General features: G+C 45.2%; 16 protein-coding genes. 10 read left to right on the top strand and 6 right to left on the bottom strand.

Annotated features, from left to right (window positions below; genetic code table 11):
* Positions 1-30 precede the first annotated feature (30 nt).
* Entirely contained in the window at positions 31-1575 is a 1545-nt protein-coding gene (locus tag ACZ5V1_RS13585) for a recombinase family protein (RefSeq protein ID WP_464389305.1), read from the bottom strand.
* Between the two features lie 1215 nt (positions 1576-2790).
* Here ACZ5V1_RS13585 and ACZ5V1_RS13580 point away from each other — a divergent pair.
* Positions 2791-3972, top strand: coding sequence for a dicarboxylate/amino acid:cation symporter (locus tag ACZ5V1_RS13580; RefSeq protein WP_464389304.1), 1182 nt, complete (start codon positions 2791-2793; stop codon positions 3970-3972).
* A gap of 52 nt (positions 3973-4024) precedes the next feature.
* Here the strand turns inward: ACZ5V1_RS13580 and ACZ5V1_RS13575 are convergent, their stop codons facing one another.
* On the bottom strand, positions 4025-4726 hold the full coding sequence (locus ACZ5V1_RS13575) for a DVU0298 family protein (RefSeq protein ID WP_464389303.1): 702 nt from the start codon (positions 4724-4726) through the stop codon (positions 4025-4027).
* 334 nt (positions 4727-5060) lie between these two features.
* Here ACZ5V1_RS13575 and ACZ5V1_RS13570 point away from each other — a divergent pair, with 334 nt between their 5' ends.
* Both ACZ5V1_RS13570 and ubiE read left to right on the top strand, forming a co-directional pair.
* The gene (locus ACZ5V1_RS13570; RefSeq protein WP_162859819.1) at positions 5061-5225 is read left to right on the top strand and encodes a hypothetical protein; all 165 of its coding nucleotides are present in this window, start codon (positions 5061-5063) and stop codon (positions 5223-5225) included.
* A 12-nt stretch (positions 5226-5237) separates the two neighbouring features.
* Positions 5238-5954 (top strand): bifunctional demethylmenaquinone methyltransferase/2-methoxy-6-polyprenyl-1,4-benzoquinol methylase UbiE, encoded by a 717-nt coding sequence (gene ubiE, locus ACZ5V1_RS13565; RefSeq protein WP_464389302.1) that lies wholly within the window; start codon positions 5238-5240, stop codon positions 5952-5954.
* A gap of 99 nt (positions 5955-6053) precedes the next feature.
* On the opposite strand, the gene ACZ5V1_RS13560 is transcribed toward ubiE, so the two are convergent.
* A complete protein-coding gene (locus ACZ5V1_RS13560; protein ID WP_020000240.1) occupies positions 6054-6251 on the bottom strand; it encodes a DUF2065 domain-containing protein in 198 nt (65 codons plus the stop codon).
* 56 nt (positions 6252-6307) lie between these two features.
* Between ACZ5V1_RS13560 and ACZ5V1_RS13555 the strand changes: the two genes are divergently transcribed.
* From ACZ5V1_RS13555 to ACZ5V1_RS13525, 7 genes are all read left to right on the top strand, one after another.
* Positions 6308-7621: a nucleotide sugar dehydrogenase gene (locus tag ACZ5V1_RS13555; protein WP_464389301.1), complete on the top strand. Its 1314-nt coding sequence runs from the start codon at positions 6308-6310 to the stop codon at positions 7619-7621.
* A gap of 80 nt (positions 7622-7701) precedes the next feature.
* A complete protein-coding gene (locus ACZ5V1_RS13550; protein ID WP_160711611.1) occupies positions 7702-7851 on the top strand; it encodes a hypothetical protein in 150 nt (49 codons plus the stop codon).
* Entirely contained in the window at positions 7848-8573 is a 726-nt protein-coding gene (gene mqnB / locus ACZ5V1_RS13545; RefSeq protein WP_464389300.1) for a futalosine hydrolase, read from the top strand. The genes ACZ5V1_RS13550 and mqnB overlap by 4 nt, the downstream gene beginning before the upstream one ends.
* Before the next feature lie 94 nt (positions 8574-8667).
* Positions 8668-9636, top strand: a complete 969-nt coding sequence (locus ACZ5V1_RS13540) for a polyprenyl synthetase family protein (RefSeq protein ID WP_464389299.1) — start codon at positions 8668-8670, stop codon at positions 9634-9636.
* 570 nt (positions 9637-10206) lie between these two features.
* Positions 10207-13188 (top strand): AIR synthase-related protein, encoded by a 2982-nt coding sequence (locus ACZ5V1_RS13535; RefSeq protein WP_464389298.1) that lies wholly within the window; start codon positions 10207-10209, stop codon positions 13186-13188.
* A gap of 299 nt (positions 13189-13487) precedes the next feature.
* Positions 13488-14546 carry a threonine aldolase family protein gene (locus ACZ5V1_RS13530; protein ID WP_464389297.1) on the top strand — a complete coding sequence of 353 codons (1059 nt, stop codon included), beginning with the start codon at positions 13488-13490 and terminating at the stop codon, positions 14544-14546.
* A gap of 67 nt (positions 14547-14613) precedes the next feature.
* The gene (locus tag ACZ5V1_RS13525; protein ID WP_464389296.1) at positions 14614-15420 is read left to right on the top strand and encodes a helix-turn-helix transcriptional regulator; all 807 of its coding nucleotides are present in this window, start codon (positions 14614-14616) and stop codon (positions 15418-15420) included.
* A 460-nt stretch (positions 15421-15880) separates the two neighbouring features.
* On the opposite strand, the gene ACZ5V1_RS13520 is transcribed toward ACZ5V1_RS13525, so the two are convergent.
* The 3 genes from ACZ5V1_RS13520 to trpB form a co-directional block, all read right to left on the bottom strand.
* Positions 15881-17611, bottom strand: coding sequence for a methyl-accepting chemotaxis protein (locus ACZ5V1_RS13520; protein ID WP_464389295.1), 1731 nt, complete (start codon positions 17609-17611; stop codon positions 15881-15883).
* A gap of 203 nt (positions 17612-17814) precedes the next feature.
* A complete protein-coding gene (trpA, locus tag ACZ5V1_RS13515) occupies positions 17815-18576 on the bottom strand; it encodes a tryptophan synthase subunit alpha (RefSeq protein WP_464389294.1) in 762 nt (253 codons plus the stop codon).
* A gap of 10 nt (positions 18577-18586) precedes the next feature.
* Entirely contained in the window at positions 18587-19762 is a 1176-nt protein-coding gene (gene trpB, locus ACZ5V1_RS13510; protein WP_464389293.1) for a tryptophan synthase subunit beta, read from the bottom strand.
* Positions 19763-19779 lie beyond the last annotated feature (17 nt).

Here is a 19779-nt window from a genome sequence, read left to right as displayed (position 1 = left end):
TTGTAGGAGCTACAAAAGCATTTTTTTAATTCACTTAAAGATATAAACCCCTTCCATTAAATGCCCTCTTTGATATTTGAAGAGAATGTAAGCGGTGTCTGAAATATAAGCCCTAACATTACGACTTGGATAAAACACAATTTTCTTAATTGATTGATGTAACTGCTGGTTAATAGAGGCACGAATAGCATATGTCTCAGTTTTATCATCTTTTACGGCTTCAAGTTTTTTTGACAATTCTTGCGTAACATTAAAGGCTTCAAGCGGAGATCGATCACTTTTTTGAAGATCCTTTTTAGCTTCCACTAATTCGATTTTCATCCTTTGTATGTCATCATTCAAAGACTGAATTTTTGCCTTTACTGTTTCTACTTGAGATAAGTTTAATTCTAAAATTTCATCAATTTTATGTTCATTAGTTTTAATCGCATGTTCAAGTCTATCACGCTTACCTTGAGCTAATTCTTTGCGAGAGGGCTTGTCGTCAAAAAAGTCGTAGTTAATAGGAATACTGGCGTTAAAAAATTTTCTTTCTATAAAAGCTGCTTTGTGACGTACCCGGTGGTCACATTCTTTCCCCATATGGACAGAAGAGCATAAGTATACTTTTGCCTTATGGTGCCCTTTACTAAGCATTCGCATTGGTGCGCCACATTCAGAACAAAATGCTAGCCCTTGAAATAGGTTTGCAAAATATTTTCCTTTATTGCCCGCCTTTCTTCCTCTTCCTTTGACCGATGCTTGAGCTTGATAAAAAATGTCTTCAGCTATTATCTGCGGATAATAACCTTTAGTACTTTCATCTGGAATTCCACCTACCAACCTGTTGCCCCCTACAGGGTAGTACCCCATCACAGCTATATTATGCCGGATTTTTTGGACAGTCGCACCGTACCAACCTTTTCCGCGTTTAGAAAAAGTTGGTACATCTTCTTCGTTCAAGGTACGAGCTATTACATTTCTACCCATACCTTTTAGGGTCATTTCAAAGATCCGACGCACAACTTCAACACGTTCAGCAATTGGTTCGAACTGGTTCTTTTTTTTATTTAATTGAAGCCAACCAGGACAAGTTGCTGTCATTGGCTTTTTAAGCATATTGGTACGCTTATTTTTCCATGCTTCTCGAACTCGAAAGCTCTTCATTTCGCTTTCTTCATGAGCACGCATCATGATTATCAAGCTGTACATTAAATCCATTGGTTCAACTTCATCATGGTATTTCTTACCATCAGATAAAGTGACAACAGTGATCTCATTACTGATTAGCTGTAAGAGAAGCCCTAAAGGCTCTGTAACACGTTCACGAGAAAGACGATCAAGGCTTTCGACGAGTAGAAATGATCCGCTAGGAATCTTTCCTTCTTCAACTAGATCCAAAAATACTTTTAATGCACCAGATTTCCGATTTTTGCCTTTGAAAGCTGAAACGCCTATATCTTCTAGCGAATCAACCAGCTCCAAATTATGCTCTTCTGCATAGGCTGCTGATGCTGTTTTCTGACGTCGTAAACTATCGCCTTTCAGTTGCTCTTCTGTGGACATTCTAAGATATGAAAAAGCTTTTGGTCGCATGCATTCCTCCCTGTCTTTGTTGTTAACATGCTAATATTATTTATGTCCACAATTGACTACATTATAGCGCAGATCTCCCTTTCCATTCCCTCTGCGCTTTGCCTATGATCCCATGCATCTTCTTTCTGAAATCATTCACGGAATGATCATGGTGGCACAGCATTTTCCTCAGTGATGTACTGAATACTAAAAACAATGCCGTGAATAACCTCAGAAACGCAATATTCGGGAGAGTAATAGCGGTGGGTTTCATCAGGAATGGTAGGATGTTTCTTTTAACTAGGGATCTGAACCTCCAGATAGAATAAGCCATTTTTAGCTCTTTTTAGTTAACGCCTACTGGTACCTCTCTATTTCCCGAATGCATCACTTGATGCTTCCACCGGTACCTTTTTCCGTCATGACTCTTGGAATACCCGCGGTGACACAAAAGAAGCTCGCTTTGCTTGATTAGGTACGAAAAACAATGCCGAGAATAATGACTCCAACCCAAAGGTATAAATGAGAGGGAGTTCGTCCAATTATGAAGATCTGTTGTGAATGATTACGATGGGGCAGCATTTTTTTCAGAGGTGTACTGCGCACTAAAAACAATGCCGTGAAGAATCTCGGAAACGAAAAGTAAGGAGGAGTGGTAGAAGTAAGTTTGCGGTCAGTGATGGTCGCTTTATTCCTCGTTGTTGTCGGGAGGGGAGAGGTTGTGTGATGGTCATTTTTCTTTTTTCCGCTTGGCTGAAGGAGCAGAAATCTTTTGTATAAGACATCCTTGATATCACTACCGCGCTCGACAGGCGGTTTTGCTGTTTTCACATAGCAAGATTGTTTCTTGTTTTGGCACTACTGATTTTTAACTTTCCATACTTATAGTTAGAAACGAAAATGAAAAACTCACGATCTCATAACCCGTCAGTTAATTTTTGAGCTTAAATTCTCCTAAAAGTAGAAGCAAGTTCTTCTCAATGGAATTTAAAAAATCGATTGAAAATAGTAATGGTTATAGAAAGAGATTGACTCAATTAGACCGCCCTCGTAAGCAAATGCGCAGTATGTACTTACTACTGTGTTGGAGATAGGCCATTGCGTTGCTGTTTGAACATACGTTGCGAATGTTCTTGAGGTGTGATTGTTGATTTCGCTGTTGTAACGAACCAATCTTTTCCTCGTGCTTTGGCCTCATGTTGAATTAATCCCCATTAGCTCACTGGAGGAGTGATCATGTCGTTCTTTAAACGATTTGGAGAATTTGGCTTAATCTTGCAATTGTTGCTCGGTATTGCAGTTGGTGTTGTTGTTGGTCTTACTGCAGGCACTGGTGTGATGGAAGTGGTTGTAAGTTTGAAGTATGTGCTTGGGCAGTTTATTTTCTACTCTGTTCCGCTTGTTATTATCGCATTTATTGCACCAGCGATTGTTCGTCTTGGTAAAAATGCTAGTTCTATGTTGTTCACAGGTGTAGGCTTTGCGTACCTGTCTGCTGCTGGTGCTGCTACAATGGCTGCTGCTGCTGGCTACATTATTATTCCGCATCTTTCTATTGCAACTAAAGTTGATGCACTTCACGAACTGCCGGAAGTTCTTTTTCAGCTGAATATTCCGCCAGTGATGTCAGTAATGACTGCTCTCATTACTGCTCTTGTTTTTGGTCTAGCGACTGTTTGGACTAAAGCTGAATCTTTTGAGCGTATCTTCAGTGATTTTGAAAGAATCATGATGCAGGTCGTTAGCCGCATTATCATTCCGATTCTTCCTTTCTTTATTGCTACTACCTTCGCAGGTCTTGCATACGAAGGTACACTCACGAAACAGCTGCCTGTATTCTTGAAAGTTGTTGTGATTGTAATTCTTGGTCACTTCATTTGGCTGACTGTGCTTTATACAATTGCTGCGGTTATCTCTAAGCGTAACCCGATTGAAGTAATCCGCCATTATCCTTCAGCGTACTTAACTGCTGTTGGTACCATGTCCAGTGCTGCTACTTTGCCTGTTTCCTTGGAATGTGCTGCAAAGTCAAAAGTGCTTTCCAAAAGTGTTGTAGAATTCATGGTTCCACTCGGCGCAACTGTTCACTTGTGTGGTTCTGTTTTGACAGAAACTTTCTTTGCTATGACAATTTCCATGATGCTCTACGGAACTCTACCTTCTGTAGCTACAATGGCATTGTTTATCGCATTGTTCGGAATTTTTGCGATTGGTGCACCGGGTGTTCCTGGCGGTACAGTAATGGCGTCTCTGGGTATTGTTGTGGGTGTTCTGCATTTCGATCCTGCAGGCGTTGCGTTACTGCTGGCAATCTTTGCGTTGCAGGATAGTTTTGGTACTGCATGTAACGTAACGGGTGACGGCGCACTTGCGCTGATGCTGGAAGGTATCTTTAATAAAGATAAAAAATTGAATTAGCTATTTTTGACGTAAAAAAGGTGGAGTGAGCAACTCCACCTTTTTTTTGTTTTTAATTATCGTTCTCGTGTTCTTTTATTTTATCTATTGCTTGTTGTGCGAGCTGGGAGACTGTGGTGCAATGGATTCTGCGGTCACAGTAAAGGTCTACGGGGCAAGCATCATTAAGAAGACTTTCAAGTGCTGGAATATTTGCTTCTGTGCCTATGAAACCAAGAGCCCACGCTGAAAGTCCCCGTCCTTCGTTGTCCTCGTCCTGTAAGCCCCATGATAACGCTCTGACGGACGGTAGCATGAGTTCTGGATATTTCTTCGCCATTCTTCCAAGTCCCCAGTAAACCCCTCTACGGAGCGGTGGGTGATCGAGATAATTGTCATCGTCAGATGTTTCTCGAACATATGAATGCAACATTCGATTGTACTCATTTGCCAGAATTTTACTGTTGATCATCGACTCTGCCATCGCTTCGGGAATACCCCAACCCACATTTCCTGACTCTTCGTTCATATGCCAGAGTAGTCGACGCATTGTAATGCGCGCCTGTTCAATATCCTCTGTTGCAAGTTTTCCCATCACCAACCCAAATGTGGTAATTGCTCGCCATTTCATTTCTCCACCAAAAAGGAAGAATGACATGAGCGGACCCACAGTTTGTGTGGAAGGTATGGATATTATGTGCTGCAGGGAGTCTTCCCATGCTGGTTGTTCAAGCATCGAACGTAGTTCTGTTTTTAAAGCACGAAATCTTGGCATATGCGCCTCCGAATCATTTGTTAACTTAACAGTAGGTATTACTGATAAGAAATCAAGCTTTTTATGTACCTTATAGTTTATTTACTCTGTTTACTTCTAATTAAGATATAGGATTTGCAGCGGAAAAACAGGATAAGTGCACCAGTGCATGCTCGACTCTCTAAAATGTTAGTGGTATACGGCTTATTGAGAAAAAGGGAGTGGCTTAACATGTTTCTTCCTTTTTGACCCCGCCCGGTTTTTATCTATGTAGGTTGAAACCATTCCCCCACGGGCGGGGGTTTTTCATCACATATACGTTGCGGGCGCGTCCTGCAGTGCCTAGAGGTGGAATATGGATAAGGCAAAAAAAGAAGCAATACAGGTTACTAAAGAAATTGTGGTAAAGTTTATTGAGACAGGCCGCGTTTCACCTTCTAATATCAGCGAAGTGTTTCCTGCGGTATTTGAAGTTGTTTCTTCTACTGTTTGTGAAGACGAATCGGAAACCGAAGAGTAGGCTTTGTAGTACATGCAATGTTCACCAAATGAACATGCCAATGAAGTTTCTGGCATGTTTAGCCGTATTGCCCGCTGGTACGACTTCTTAAATCATCTGCTTAGTGGCGGAATGGATTATTACTGGCGACAGCAGCTTGTGAAAGCAACAGTGCCGGGAAAAACCGGTCTGATGCTTGACCTTGCCGCTGGTACTATGGACGTATCTTTAGAAATAGTCCGTCAGCATCCGCAGACAAAAGTTGCTGCATTGGATTATTGCCGTCCGATGCTGACCACTGGTCGCAAGAAGCTTACTAAGGGACGTAACAGACGTATCTTCCCTGTGCATGCCGATGGCAGAACCCTGCCTTTACCGGACCACAGTGTAGATTGCGCAACAATTTCTTTCGGAATTCGCAATATCATTCCACGCGAACAAGCATTTAAGGAACTTAATCGAGTACTTGTGCCTGGTGGGAGATTGTGTATTCTTGAATTTGGTACTGGGAAGAACCCTGTTTGGAAGGGCTTTTATAATTTGTACCTGAAAAAAATTCTTCCTATGATCGGTAAAGTTTTTTCTGGTGATGCCAGTGCATACCAGTATCTTGCTGATACCATCATGGCGTTTCCGACTGCTGCTGAACTGAGCACGGAAATGGTGGAAGCCGGTTTTGACCGTGTGTACTACAAGCCGATGACATCGGGCATTGTGTACTTGCACGTTGCACAAAAGAAAGCCGAGTAGAAACCCGAGGATGTGAGAGAGCCTGTCGCAATTTGTTTGCAACAGGAAATGCCCCGTTATCGAATGACGGGGGAGGCGTAGCGTAGAAATACGGTGCGTTTAATGGCGCATAAGCCAAACGAGCAGAACACCGGCAGACATTGCGGTTAAGCCCATGTAACGCAATGCGTTAGGGCCTCGTTCTGCTATTTCACGCAAGTATTTAGGGAGTTTGTCCGCAAAAAGGACGTATGGAAGACCTTCGAGAACGAATGCAAGCCCCAGCGCTGTAAGTAGTAAATTCCAATCTATCTGCATGGAGCCTGTTTTTTCATACACAGGCCATTAAGTCCAGCAGGTAACGAGGAGAAGACATGGTATCTTTTGAACGAATTGTGTCTGGAGATGTCCCTATTGCCGTTATCGGTCTTGGATATGTCGGTTTACCGCTTGCTATTTCTTTGGCGAAACATTTTTCTGTTATCGGGTACGATCAGCATGCGCAGCGAATAGATGAGCTGCGCCGTGGTAAAGATCGAACCGGTGAGGTCTCCCAAGAAGCTCTCAGTAATAGTACTGCGTATTTTACTGCTGATCCGCAGCTTTTAGAAAAAGCTGGTGTGCACATAATAGCGGTACCGACGCCTATCGATGCACATCACACACCGGACTTAATTCCGTTACTTATGGCTACTCGAACCGTTGCTTCCTTCATGCAGCGCGATTCTGTTGTAGTCTATGAGTCAACGGTATGGCCGGGAGCCACTGAAGAGAAGTGTGTTCCTGTGCTCGAAAATGTATCCGGAATGCGGTTTGGCAGAGACTTTACAGTCGGTTATTCGCCGGAGCGCATTAATCCCGGAGATAAAGTGCATACCATTGAAAATGTCGTCAAAATTATTGCTGGTTCTGACGACATGACAACAGCTTTGTTGGCAGGGCTGTATGGCAGGATTATTCCTGCAGGGGTGCATGCTACCAGTTCTATAATGGTTGCCGAAGCTGCAAAAGTTATTGAAAACACACAACGTGATTTGAACATAGCTTTAATGAACGAACTGGCGATTATCTTTAACTCACTTGGGATTGATACAGGCGAAGTGCTTGAAGCAGCTGGAACAAAATGGAATTTTCTGCCATTTACGCCGGGGCTTGTTGGCGGGCACTGCATAGGGGTAGACCCGTATTATCTGACTTTTAAGGCAGAATCGTTAGGATATCATCCGCAGGTTATTCTTGCCGGTAGACGAATTAACGATTCGATGGGCAAATTTGTTGCTGAGTCCTGCGTTAAGGAACTTATCCGTCGAGGTGTTTCAGTTCGTGATGCAAAAGTCGGGATTTTAGGGTTTACGTACAAAGAGAATGTGCCGGATATCCGCAACACCCGCGTAATTGATATTATCAGAGAATTAAAAGAGTACGGCATTGAAGCACTCGTGCATGATCCTATTGCTGACAATGAACAGGCTATTCGTGAATATGAAATTTCGCTGAACTACCTGAAAGATTTTCAGCAGTTGGATGCTATAGTTTTAGCAGTACCGCACGAAGAGTATTCTTTTATTCAGCCAAAACAGTTGCTCAAGTGGTTCCGAGATACCGGAAATACTTTAGTGTTAGATGTGAAAGGCTTTTTCGAGCCTGCTGTGATGGAGGCAGCAGGATTAGAACTTTGGAGAATGTGACGATGGCTGGACCTTTGCGCGTAGATTGTAGAAAAGATTGTTGAACTGGGTATTTCGAAGCGAGTTCGCTTCTGAAAAAAATGGAAAAAGGAACACAGCTTATAGTTGCCGCCGCAGAAGAAGATCGCAGACGTCTTGAACGTATCGCGAGACTGCGCGATGCCAGCATAGTTGCTGAGCTTTCGTTGGGCGGAACGCTTGTTAACTTTACTTTGGAAAAAATTAAATGACACTGGTTATCGCAACAGCAACTCAGACTGAAATGAAAGCTGTTCTGCTAGGGTTTAACAGGCGAGGACGGATTGGATGCAAGCTCCCCGGTATGGGGGGATGTTGTGAATCGCCTGTTAATAATCACCATTGTCTACTTGCTATCACGGGAGTCGGGCCTGTTAATGCTGCACTGAGCATTGGCAGAATTCTCGGTGAGTGCAAGGGTATTTCTGGTGTCCTAAACCTCGGGGTTGCAGGAAGTTTTGATTTAGAGCAAGCTCCGTTAGGCAGCATAGTCGCTGCCGATTCGGAAGTTTGGCCGGAATACGGTCTGCGTACAGCAGACGGTGTTGATCCGGAGGGCATTAAATTTCCTGTATGGGAATATAGTGGAGTAGATGGCCGGTATTCGGTGTGGGATAGAATAGAGCTTGATTCGGAAAAAGGTTTCCGGATGCTCAATTTATCGCCTCCTAAGGATTTACTCTCAGGCACAAGCATGACAGTATCCGGCGTTACCGGAACAGAAGAACGCGCCCGTATGCTTATGGAGCGGTATAAACCGCTTACAGAAAATATGGAAGGGTTCTCCCTTGCGCTCGCTTGTCTTCAGGCCGGAATCCCTTTTCTTGAACTTCGCACCGTTTCTAATCTGGTCGGGTCTCGCAAACCGGAGCACTGGAAGCTGGACGATGCGCTTCAAGCTCTTGGTAGACACGCCAGAGAGCTTTTTGTTTAGAAGGTATTGAAAAACTGAGTGCCTAAGTACGGGCACTTTTTTTACAATGACTTCTAAGATGTTGGATTCACGTTTTTTCGATGGAAGCTTTTCTATGCAAGAACTCTTAGAGTACCTTACGTTAAAACAACCGCAAATTAATGCGACGTTGGCGGCAGAAACTGCTCAGCTTAACGCATTAGTTCAGCCTGTTGTTTCCCATGTGCTTACTGCCGGTGGAAAAAGGCTGCGCCCTTTGCTTACTCTGCTTACTGCTGCAACTCTCGGGTATACTGATGATGACATCTACCCGCTTGCCTGTTCTGTAGAGCTGCTTCATTCTGCAACATTAATGCACGACGATATTATCGACGATGCTGAACTGCGCCGTGGAAAACCTGCTGCGCATACGCAATTTGGTAATACCAAAACCGTGCTTGCAGGCGACGTACTTCTTGCGCAAGCAAACCTTGTGGTTGCGCGTTATAACGACTCGCGCCTCACACAGTGCATTGCAGAAGCAATCGTAGAAACTGCGACAGGTGAGATTGAAGAGATTGAATATCTTCATTCTACTAACCATTCGCAGCAAACCTACATCGATATTATCAAAGGGAAAACTGCATTCCTGCTACAGGCATCATGTATTATGGGTGCTATTAAAGCAGGCGGTTCTGATGAGCAGATAGCTGCGGCATCTGATTTTGGTATGAACCTCGGCATTGCGTTCCAGATTGTTGATGACGCTCTGGACTTTGCTGTTTCTACTAAATCAATCGGTAAACCGGTGGCGGGCGACCTTCGTGAAGGTAAGCTAACCCCACCGTTGCTTATGTACCTTAATACCCTTGAAGGTGCAGAACGAAGCGATTTTGTAACCAAGTTTGAAGCTGGAACTTTCTCTGAAGAAGAAATTTGCTTTGTTGCAAAACAAATTCGCGAGCTCGGCTTAGATGACGCCACACGCGAACTTGCAGATTCTTATTTAGACAAGGCACAGCAGGCATTGGAAATTTTGCCAGCGTGTCCGGAACGAAAGATACTGCTGCAAACTTTGGATTACGTTAAATCACGTAGTGCATAATTATTAAGGCCGCGGGGGAGACTCTGCGGCTTTTTAATTTTATGATAAAATAATTTTTCTTTTGCCTTCGGCGAGTAGGCGAGTCCCGCCCCCTACACCCCCGCAAGGGGACGTGTCCCCTTGACCCCTGTTAGGCTGACTTTTAGTAACGGGTACGCATGATTTGTTGGACTAAAAAGTTTAAGTTTAAAATGTTGCTGAAAGGTAGTGAGACATAAGCCGCGAGGTGGTGTTTAAAAACACGTAGACTTCGCAGATAAAATTTTTTGGAGATTTTTAAGAACCTTTTTTAAAAAAAGGTTCTTAAAGTCCCGCTGACAAGCGCCGCCGGAGGCACATCCACGATTCGCTGCGCGCAGCTATCAAAGATCTGTCAAAGGTACGTAGAAACTGTCTTGGGTTGTACCGAGTTGTCTCAACCGGACAGTATTGGGCTTTGTGTTTAAATGAGGTATATACCCCGCCATCACAGCCGGAATAAAACTGTGTTGGTGTGTTTATTCTTTCCAAATACAGCGGGAAGACTATGGAGTCTGCCCGTTAATTTCAGCAAGCATCAGGAGAAAATACATGCTGCGGCGCATTGAAGCTGGTCTTAGAGAAGGTGTTGTTGATACTCAGGGTATCAAAACTGCTAACAAGATCAGGGAAGCTCTCGGATTTGACGCAAAAGACGTTCGTCAGGTCAAGGTGTTTACTGTAGATGGTCTGACAGAAGAACAGCTTAATACAGTTGTAAGTGAGGCTGCTCTGCATGATCCCGTACTTCAGGACGCGGCGCTTTCTCCGGTAGCCAGTCAGGCAGACTGGGTACTCGAAGTTGGGTTCCGTCCGGGTGTAACAGATAACGAAGGCCGCACAGCGCGGGAAACAATTGCCATTGTTCTGGAACTTGCAGATCGCGAAGCGGTTTCTGTATATGTTGCTGACCAGTTCCATATTTATGGTGACTTTACGGAAGAGCAGATCGCATCTATCGGCCGTGATGTTTTAGCAAACGAACTGATTCAGCGTTTTGAATACAAATGCAAAGCAGACTGGCAGAAAGAGCCTGGTTTTGCTGCTGTAGCTGCCCGGGTTTCCGGTCAGGCTAATGATGAAGTAATGGCTCTGCCATTTTCCACCATGACAGACGATGAGTTGATGGCGTTTTCTCGCGCAAATACTCTGGCTCTTTCTTTGGAAGAACTGCATACCATCCGCGATTACTACACCAGCTCTGAAGTAGTGACTGAGCGTATTAAAGCAGGATTAAGTGCAGAACCAAGCGATGCAGAAGTAGAAGTACTAGCACAGACATGGTCTGAGCACTGCAAACACAAAATTTTCGCTTCTAAAATTGAGTACACCGATACAGAAACCGGTGCTCAGGAGACTATTGATAGTCTCTACAAAACATACGTAATGGGTTCCACCAAGACTATCCGCAAAAACAAAGGCGAAGACGACTTCTGCCGCTCTGTTTTTAAGGATAACGCTGGTGTTATCGACTTCAACGAAACTCATGATGTGTGTATTAAGGTAGAAACCCATAACTCACCTTCCGCGCTTGACCCATATGGTGGAGCACTGACCGGTATTGTGGGCGTAAACCGCGACCCTATGGGAACCGGCATTGGCGCAGATCTCGTTTGTAATACAAACGTATTCTGTTTCGCTTCTCCGTTCCACGAAGGTGAACTGCCTCCGCGTCTTCTCCATCCTCGTCGTGTGCTTGAAGGCGTGCGCGAAGGTGTTGAACATGGCGGTAACAAATCCGGTGTTCCTACTGTAAACGGCTCAATTGTTTTTGAAGAACGTTACCTTGGTAAACCGCTTGTTCATTGCGGCACTGTAGGTATGATTCCTAAAATTGTTGCCGGTAAACCGGGTTACGAAAAAGCTGCTAAAGTCGGCGATACCATTGTTATGGTCGGCGGTCGCATCGGTAAAGACGGCATTCACGGCGCAACCTTCTCTTCTGAAGAATTGCACGAAGAATCACCAGCCACAGCGGTACAGATTGGTGACCCTATTACCCAGCGTAAAGCATACGACTTTATTATGCGCGCTCGTAACATGGGTTTATACAACGCTATCACTGATAACGGTGCAGGCGGTCTGTCTTCCTCTGTTGGCGAAATGGCAGAAGATACCAACGGTTGTCGCTTGGATCTTTCCAAAGCACCGTTGAAGTACGATGGTCTGCGTCCGTGGGAGATTCTTCTCTCCGAAGCGCAGGAACGTATGACACTTGCTGTCCCTTCTGAACATATCGATGAGTTCATGGCGCTTGCTGTACGTATGGATGTTGAAGCTTCTGCAATGGGTGAATTCACCGATAGTGGCTACTTCCACGTAACATACGGTGATAAGCCGGTTGCATTCCTTGAAATGGAATTTCTGCATGACGGTGTTCCACAGATGCAGCTTAAAGCTGTGTGGGAACGCCCTGAACATAAAGATGAAGACGTGAACGTAGCGGATGCAGAGCAGGGTAACTTGCTTAAATCCATGCTGGCACGCTTGAATATTTGTTCTAAAGAATATGTTGTTCGCCAGTACGACCACGAGGTTAAAGGCGGCAGCGTTATTAAGCCTATGGTTGGCGTTAAGTGTGATGGTCCTTCCGATGCCGGTGTTGTGCGTCCTATCCTCGACTCCGAAAGCGGCCTTGTTCTTTCACACGGTATTAACCCTACCTTAAGCGATTACGACAGCTACTGGATGATGGCTAACGTTGTTGACGAAGCAGTGCGTAACGCAGTTGCAGTCGGCGGTGACGTAGACTTTATGTCCGGTATCGATAACTTCTGCTGGTGCGATCCTGTACAGTCTGAAAAGACTCCGGATGGCCACTACAAGCTTGCACAGCTTGTTCGTGCTAACAAAGCACTTGCAGACTTCTGTATCGCATACGGCGTACCTTGCATCTCCGGTAAAGACTCAATGAAGAACGATTACACTGGCGGCGGTGTAAAGATTTCCATTCCGCCGACTGTACTCTTCTCTGTCATGGGCGTTATTAAAGATGTGAATAAAACAACCACGTCTGACTTTAAAAATGACGGTGACAAAATCTATGTTCTCGGCGCAACTGCACGCGAATTAGCCGGTTCTGAAATTGCTGAAGAGCTTGGCATCAGCGCTGCTGCATGTCCGAAAGTAGATGCTGAATCCGCACTGGCACGTTACCGTGCTGTACATACAGCAATCGGTGAAGGCGTTATTAACGCGTGTCACGATTGTTCTGACGGTGGTCTTGGAGTGTCTCTCGCTGAGATGGCACTTGCAGGCCGCACTGGCGCACTCATCAACCTTGATGCTGTGCCGGTAACTGAAGAAATGAATACAACAGAAGTTCTTTACTCTGAGTCAGCTTCCCGTCTGGTAGTATCAGTACCGGAAGACAAAGTAGAAGCTTTTGAAAACATCTTTGCTGGACAGGCCTATGGTTGTCTGGGTGAAGTTACAGGTGATGAGCAGTTTATTATCGCTTCCGGCGCAACTGTTTTGGTAGCTGATAATTGCGAATCACTTGCTACGTCCTTTAAGGGCACACTTAAGTTTTAAGGTTATGAGGCTCATGGGAGCTTCATAGTTGCAGCTTAGGTTCTGTCGCTACAAGATTATTCGGGACTTGTAGCATGCAGATGGTTTTGGTGAAAAGAGCGGGAGAACATGTGTTCACCCGCTCTTTTTCGTTTTGTAAGACATTTTGAAAGAAAAATTTATACTAATTCATTATATGTTGGGTAGGTATCACTGAAGAGTAGGGTTGCACTGCAATATTTTACAATGCAGAACTGACACTATTCTGCATACTCATGTTCTTACTCTTATTTATCAGAGAACCATGAGGAGAATCCTACATGACTACATATAATACTGCCTTTACCAGCGATAATATTGCCGGTGTATCCCCACAAGTTTTAGAGGCGATGGCGCGCTGCAATGTGGGACAGGCAGATCCGTACGGACGGGACGAGTGCTCAAATAAAGCAGAAAAAATGTTGTCCGACGTTTTCGAAAGAGACTTACGCGTCTTTTTTGTAACAACAGGCACAGCGGCAAACTGCTTATCGTTGAGTGCATTAACCCCGCCGTGGGGCGCAGTATTGTGTCACAATGAAGGACATATCAACCACGACGAGTGCGGAGCACCGGAATTCTTTAACTCCGGAGCACGAGTACTCACTCTTGATGGTGCAGATTCAAAGATTGATCCTGAGGCGCTGAAGTGGGGCGTAAAGCATCGACTTGGCGACATGCATTCCTCACAGCCTACAACCGTAAGTCTTACACAGGCAACGGAATCAGGAACCATCTACACACTTGATGACATATGCAGACTGGGTGCAATTACTAAAAACTCCGGATTGCGTATGCACATGGACGGTGCGCGTTTTGCCAATGCATTGGTAGCGCTTAATTGTTCTCCTGCTGAAATGACATGGAAATGCGGCGTCGATATTCTGTCATTCGGTGCAACCAAAAACGGCACAATGTCAGCAGAAGCGATTGTTGTTTTCGACAAAACAATCGCACAGGAAATGTCTTTCCGTAGAAAAAGATCCGGTCACCTTGGTTCAAAAATGCGTTTTATGGCTGCACAGATGCTGGGATACCTTGAAGATGATCTCTGGTTGAAGAATGCACGTCAGGCCAACGCTATGGCAGCAATGCTTAAAAATGGACTGGAAAGATTACCCCAAATTTCTTTGATAGGTTCGCCTCAGGCAAATATTATTTTCTGTAAAATGCCTAAGTCCTGTATTGATAGATTGTTGGCGCAGGGGTTCCGCTTCTACCATGATAGATGGGAACCAAACGTAGTGCGCTTTGTTACTTCGTTTGCTACAACAGAACAGGATATTCAGCATTTCTTATCCTCAGTATATCAAGCTGTTGGATATGATAAAGCCGTATAGCGAGCGTTTTCCTACCGGAAAAATTCTTTTTTGACAGTGGCACTTTGTTGTGAGTAGGTAAGCAAACATGATGCAGAATACTGTTCAATATTTTCGCGCTCCCGATGTGCCCGGACTCGTATTAAGCGATGGGCATTTTTCTACGTTCAGCTTTGATCGTCATTTTCACTTAGACTATCATATCGGGCTGGTTGTAGACGGAGTGCAGCAGCAGAGTGCTTTTGGTAAAACGTCTCTCATTGGGCCGGGGCTTTTGTCTATACTTTCGCCTGACGAAATGCACGATGGTTCCGGATATGAAAACAGTGAGTACACGCTAAAGACTTTCCGAATTCCGCCCAATATCTTTACCGAAGAAATGGCGGATGCCATGGATTCTGCACACCGCATAGAGTTTGGCAGTACCGTTCTTGACGATAAGTCATTATGGCTCCGAGCCCATTCTCTGCACACGATCCTGCAACGAGGTGATGCAACCTCCCTATTCGTGGAAGAGCAGTGGCTCGACCTAGTGAAGCGTCTATTACGTCACGTTACCGTGCATTCAGCAGATGAGCCGGAAGGTGTCCTAGCGAAGCCTCACTGGAAAGAAGTTCGCGAGTATTGTCACGACAATTTATCCGAAAAAATTACTCTAGAGCAGCTTGCATCATTATGTAATTTGAATCGCTATCAATTCCTGCGTCGGTTTAAATCTACCATAGGCGTGACGCCTTACAACTGGTTAAAGCAGTTACGGCTTGAATATGCCTGCGCTTTATTGCGAAAAGGTGAGCGCGTTTCATGCGTTGCCGCAAACGTAGGCTTCTACGATCAGAGCCATTTTGTTCATGCCTTCCGCAAAGCCTATGGGGTACCGCCGTCTAAGTATTAAACGGGTGTTTGCCTTTGGTGAGTTTGCGACGCTTTTTATTTTGTCTACGTTTGTTGCCTCCGGCGGCTGGGCTGAAACTTTTAAAAAAGTTTTCCCCAGACCCCCATCAAAATTTTTTATTATGCGATGAATTTTCGTAAATAATTTTCTCACGCGGCTTGATTTTACTGACTTGAATAATAAACAAAAGGGCAGTCCTACATAAGTAGGACTGCCCTTTTGTCATTTCAGGAAAGGTAATGGAGCATAAGCCGCAAGGTTATGGAAGCAACTGGCTAACCTCGCAGATAAAAGTCTTTGGAAAGGGGTCTGGGGAAGAACCTTTCTCCAGAGCCTTAGCCGTTCTCGAAGAATGAGAGATTACGGATGCGGACAGTGCAACAAGGTTTTCCCCAGCCGTCGGAGACAAAAAAGGTCACAGCAAAAAGCGTCGCAGACCTGCCGGAGGCAAAAGCTTTACCTACTTCGACCCAGACGGTGCAGCTTCTAGCTTCATGTCGGTAAGTAGACTGTCGAGTTGCGCGGTGAGCGCGGAGATTTCTGCGAGTTCACCTGATGCGCGCGCCATACCGTCTGCTGTTTCTTCTGCAACACCTGTTACGGCATTCACGGCGTATTCGATTTGCTCTGATACGGTTGCTTGTTCTTCAGATGCAGTGGCGATGGACGTGATCTGCTGCGCTGTATCATATGTCATGGATACAATTTTCGCCATAGACTGACCGGCAGCATTGGCGGCTTCTGTAGACGCAGTGATCTCGCTTGCAGTGCTTTCAACGGCTTCAATGTTGGTGTGCGCCTGTGCTTGAATCTGCGTCACTGCCTGACCTACGTCGCGAGTGGCGAGCATGGTTTTTTCAGCCAGCTTGCGTACTTCATCAGCCACAACGGCAAAACCTTTACCGGCTTCACCGGCACGTGCTGCTTCGATGGCAGCGTTTAATGCCAGAAGGTTTGTCTGGTCTGCAATGTCGTTAATAACTTCCATGACGCGGGAAATTGAATCTGTCTGATTTCCAAGCAGTAGCATGGATTCTTTTAATTCAAGAATGCTGTTCTGAATGATCTCGATTGAGCCAACAGCCTGACGAACACCCACGGCACCTTCTTCAGCACGCTCTTTGGAGTCGTTTGCTAATTCGGCTGCGTTGGATGCGTTGTGCGCAACGTCTACAACGGTAGAGTTCATTTGCGTGATGGCTGTGGCGGTTTCGATCATACGTTCACGCTGCACATCTACCCCACCGTTTACGGTATCTACTTGTGACGTAAGATTCCCGATGGAGTCGTATACGCGTGTTGAAATATCTTTTGCTTTTTCTGCAACGGTACGGATGGTCTTGATAATAGCAGCAATGCGGTGTTCTTTTTCCTGCGCTACTGCAAGAGCTTCTTCCGTACGCTGAGCGTTGCGTCTGGCTTCTGCACTGGCATCATCTGCCTGCTTCATAAGCGTGTTCAGCGTGGCTACCATCGCTACCGTGTCGTTTTTGAGATTCTCAAACTCATGCAGGTATGTTGCGTTGATCTTTGCATGTAAATCTCCCCCCGAGACTTTATTTGCAAAGGTTCGCATATCATCCAGCGGTGTGAAGAGATGTCTGCGTAAATTTATGATGACGAAGCAAAGCAGAGCCGCACCTAAGAGCATAGCCATTGTCTGAAGTGTAAGCAGCGTACTTACGCGCTGATCAGCTTCTTTTTGCAGCATACCGACGGCTTTGTTCATGGCTGCCAGCACTTTTATGCTTTTGGATGAGATGGAATGCAGGGCGTTTTCGTTGCCTTTTTGGGCAGAGTTTACGAGCTCTCTATATTCAGTCCAAAGGGTTTGTACTGTGAGAAGCTGTTCGCGAACAACGCCTGTAGCACCGGGAAGATACGCCTTGGCCCCGGATGGATTGAGCGTGGTTGGAGCGTTGCCGGAGTTTATGAGCGCACGCAGAGTGTTATCAAAAACTTTTTCTGTGTTTTTCAATTGCTTGATGGCTGCGGCTTTATCTTTAGTAAAGGAAAGTACGAGCGTTTCTTTAGCAATTTTTTGGCTCAACATGCGCTGTCTTCCAGAAAGGTTGATAACGAGGCCATCACTCTTTTGCTGGTTTGTCACGTAGTATGTGCTTGAAAACATGGCGACAATAACCATGAAAATGGAGATGAATGACAAAAGCATGCGTGCTTTAAGATTCATTAGGAAGTCCCCCCTAATAGGATACAACATGGAGTGGATGATTATGGCTGTGTGGTTGATAACGTTTACACTTAAGTCATATCGGTCTGAACAGCGATAACATTACAGAATAGTGCTCGGATGACGGGGCTTTTGAAGAAAATACGAAAAAAGCTCCCGCAGTATATACGAGAGCTTAATAGTAACTATTGTATTTTACAAGTCTATTTCCAGCGTTCCATAAACGGAACAGCAGTACCTTTTTCTTCAATATCTTTGATCAAAGCACTACCGAAAACAACTGCATCAATTGCATCACCGAATGGCTCAAGCTGCTGCGGTTCTTTGATACCAAAGCCAAGGGCAAGAGGAATATCAAATACTTCGCGTGCATCGCTGAGTGTTTTTTTCAATTCTGGTGGGAATGCAACGGCTGCACCTGTGGTTCCCATGTAGGAAACAACATATACGTAGCCTTCTGCTTCCTGTGCATACATTTGCATACGCGCTTTAGGCGTGTTCAGACCGATAAGAGAAATAAGCGCAATTCCCTCTTCTTTGAGGATTGTTTTGAATTCAGAATCTTCATCGAATGGGAGATCCGGAACAATTAAGCCTGATACGCCTGCTTTTGCTGCATCCGCTGCAAATTCTTTAAAGCCGTATTTAAAGAATGGGTTAATGTATCCCATAAGCACAAGTTCTGCCTGATATTGGCCTTTGCGCTCGATGAGTTCATTCATAATCCAACGTAAGGTTACGCCTTGCTCTAATGCTCTGATGGATGCTGCTTCAACTACAGGACCATCAGCCGCAGGGTCGGAGAACGGAATGCCTATTTCGATAATATCTGCACCGTTGGAATCAAGTTCTTTCAAGTGCGTGAAGAAATCTTTTTTTGTTGGAAATCCGGCTGTGAGAAACGGAATGATTGCCTTACGGCCTGCCTTAGTCGCAGCATTGATGCGTTGTGTAAGTGATGTCATGACTGCCCCCTTAATCAAACAGCTCGGTGCATTGTTCTACGATATCCATGTCTTTGTCGCCACGTCCTGAAAGGTTCACAATAACATTGCAGCCTTTCGGGAACTTCTCTTTGTTCTCAAGCACATATGCAACTGCATGTGAACTTTCCAGCGCAGGAATAATACCTTCAGCACGGGTAAGCGTTTTGAATGCATTAAGTGCTTCATGGTCGCAAACCTTAGCGTAGATTGCACGTCCGCAGTCTTGCAGATGCGCGTGTTCTGGTCCTACACCCGGATAGTCGAGGCCACCGGCAATGGAATGTGAAGGGAGAATCTGGCCGTCATCGTCCTGCAAAAGCATGGTTCGTTGACCGTGCAAAATGCCATCGGTCCCAAGACAAAGCGGAGCTGAGTTTGTACAGCCTTCTTCGCCAGTTCCCGCAGCTTCTGCACCGATAAGCTGAACGTCCGTATCATCTACGAACCCTGAAAAGATGCCGATAGCATTCGAGCCACCGCCAACGCAGGCGATAACGGAATGTGGCAGTTCGCCAGTGCGTTCAAGAATCTGTTTGCGGGCTTCTTTACCTACAACTGACTGGAATTCGCGCACCAGTGTTGGGAACGGATGTGGTCCCGCAGCTGTACCGAAGCAGTAATGGTAGGTTTCCTGTTCTTTGATCCAGAAACGAAGCGCCTCGTTAATGGCGTCTTTCAATGTTTTTGAACCTGCTTCAACAGGGACAACTTTAGCGCCGAGCAACTGCATGCGGCGCACGTTATGGAATTGTCTTTCCACATCAACAGCGCCCATAAAGACAATGCAATCCATACCAAGAGCGCGGGCTGCGGTTGCAGTTGCAACACCATTCATACCTGCTCCGGTTTCGGTAAGGAGAGCTTTTTTGCCCATATGCTTTGCAAGCAGTGCCTGACCAAGCACGTTGTTGATTTTGTGTGAGCCTGTATGGTTTAAGTCTTCACGCTTAAGATACAGGTTGAAGCCAAGGTCTTTTGAAATGGTAGGACAATGCGTTAGGGGGCTTTCGCGTCCTACATAGTTTTTGAGATAATCTGAAAATTCTTTCTGAAACGCTTCGGAAGGCACAATGTGCTCCAATGCGTGTTCCAGTTCTTTAAGGGGCGGAATGAGAAGTTCCGCTACAAATTGACCACCGAACTTGCCGAAGTATCCTCTAGTCATGATATTCTCTCTTTATG

The organism is Halodesulfovibrio oceani subsp. galateae (genome assembly GCF_055397225.1).
Note: the sequence above shows the minus strand (reverse complement) of the source record. Positions and strands in the feature narration are given on the sequence as shown.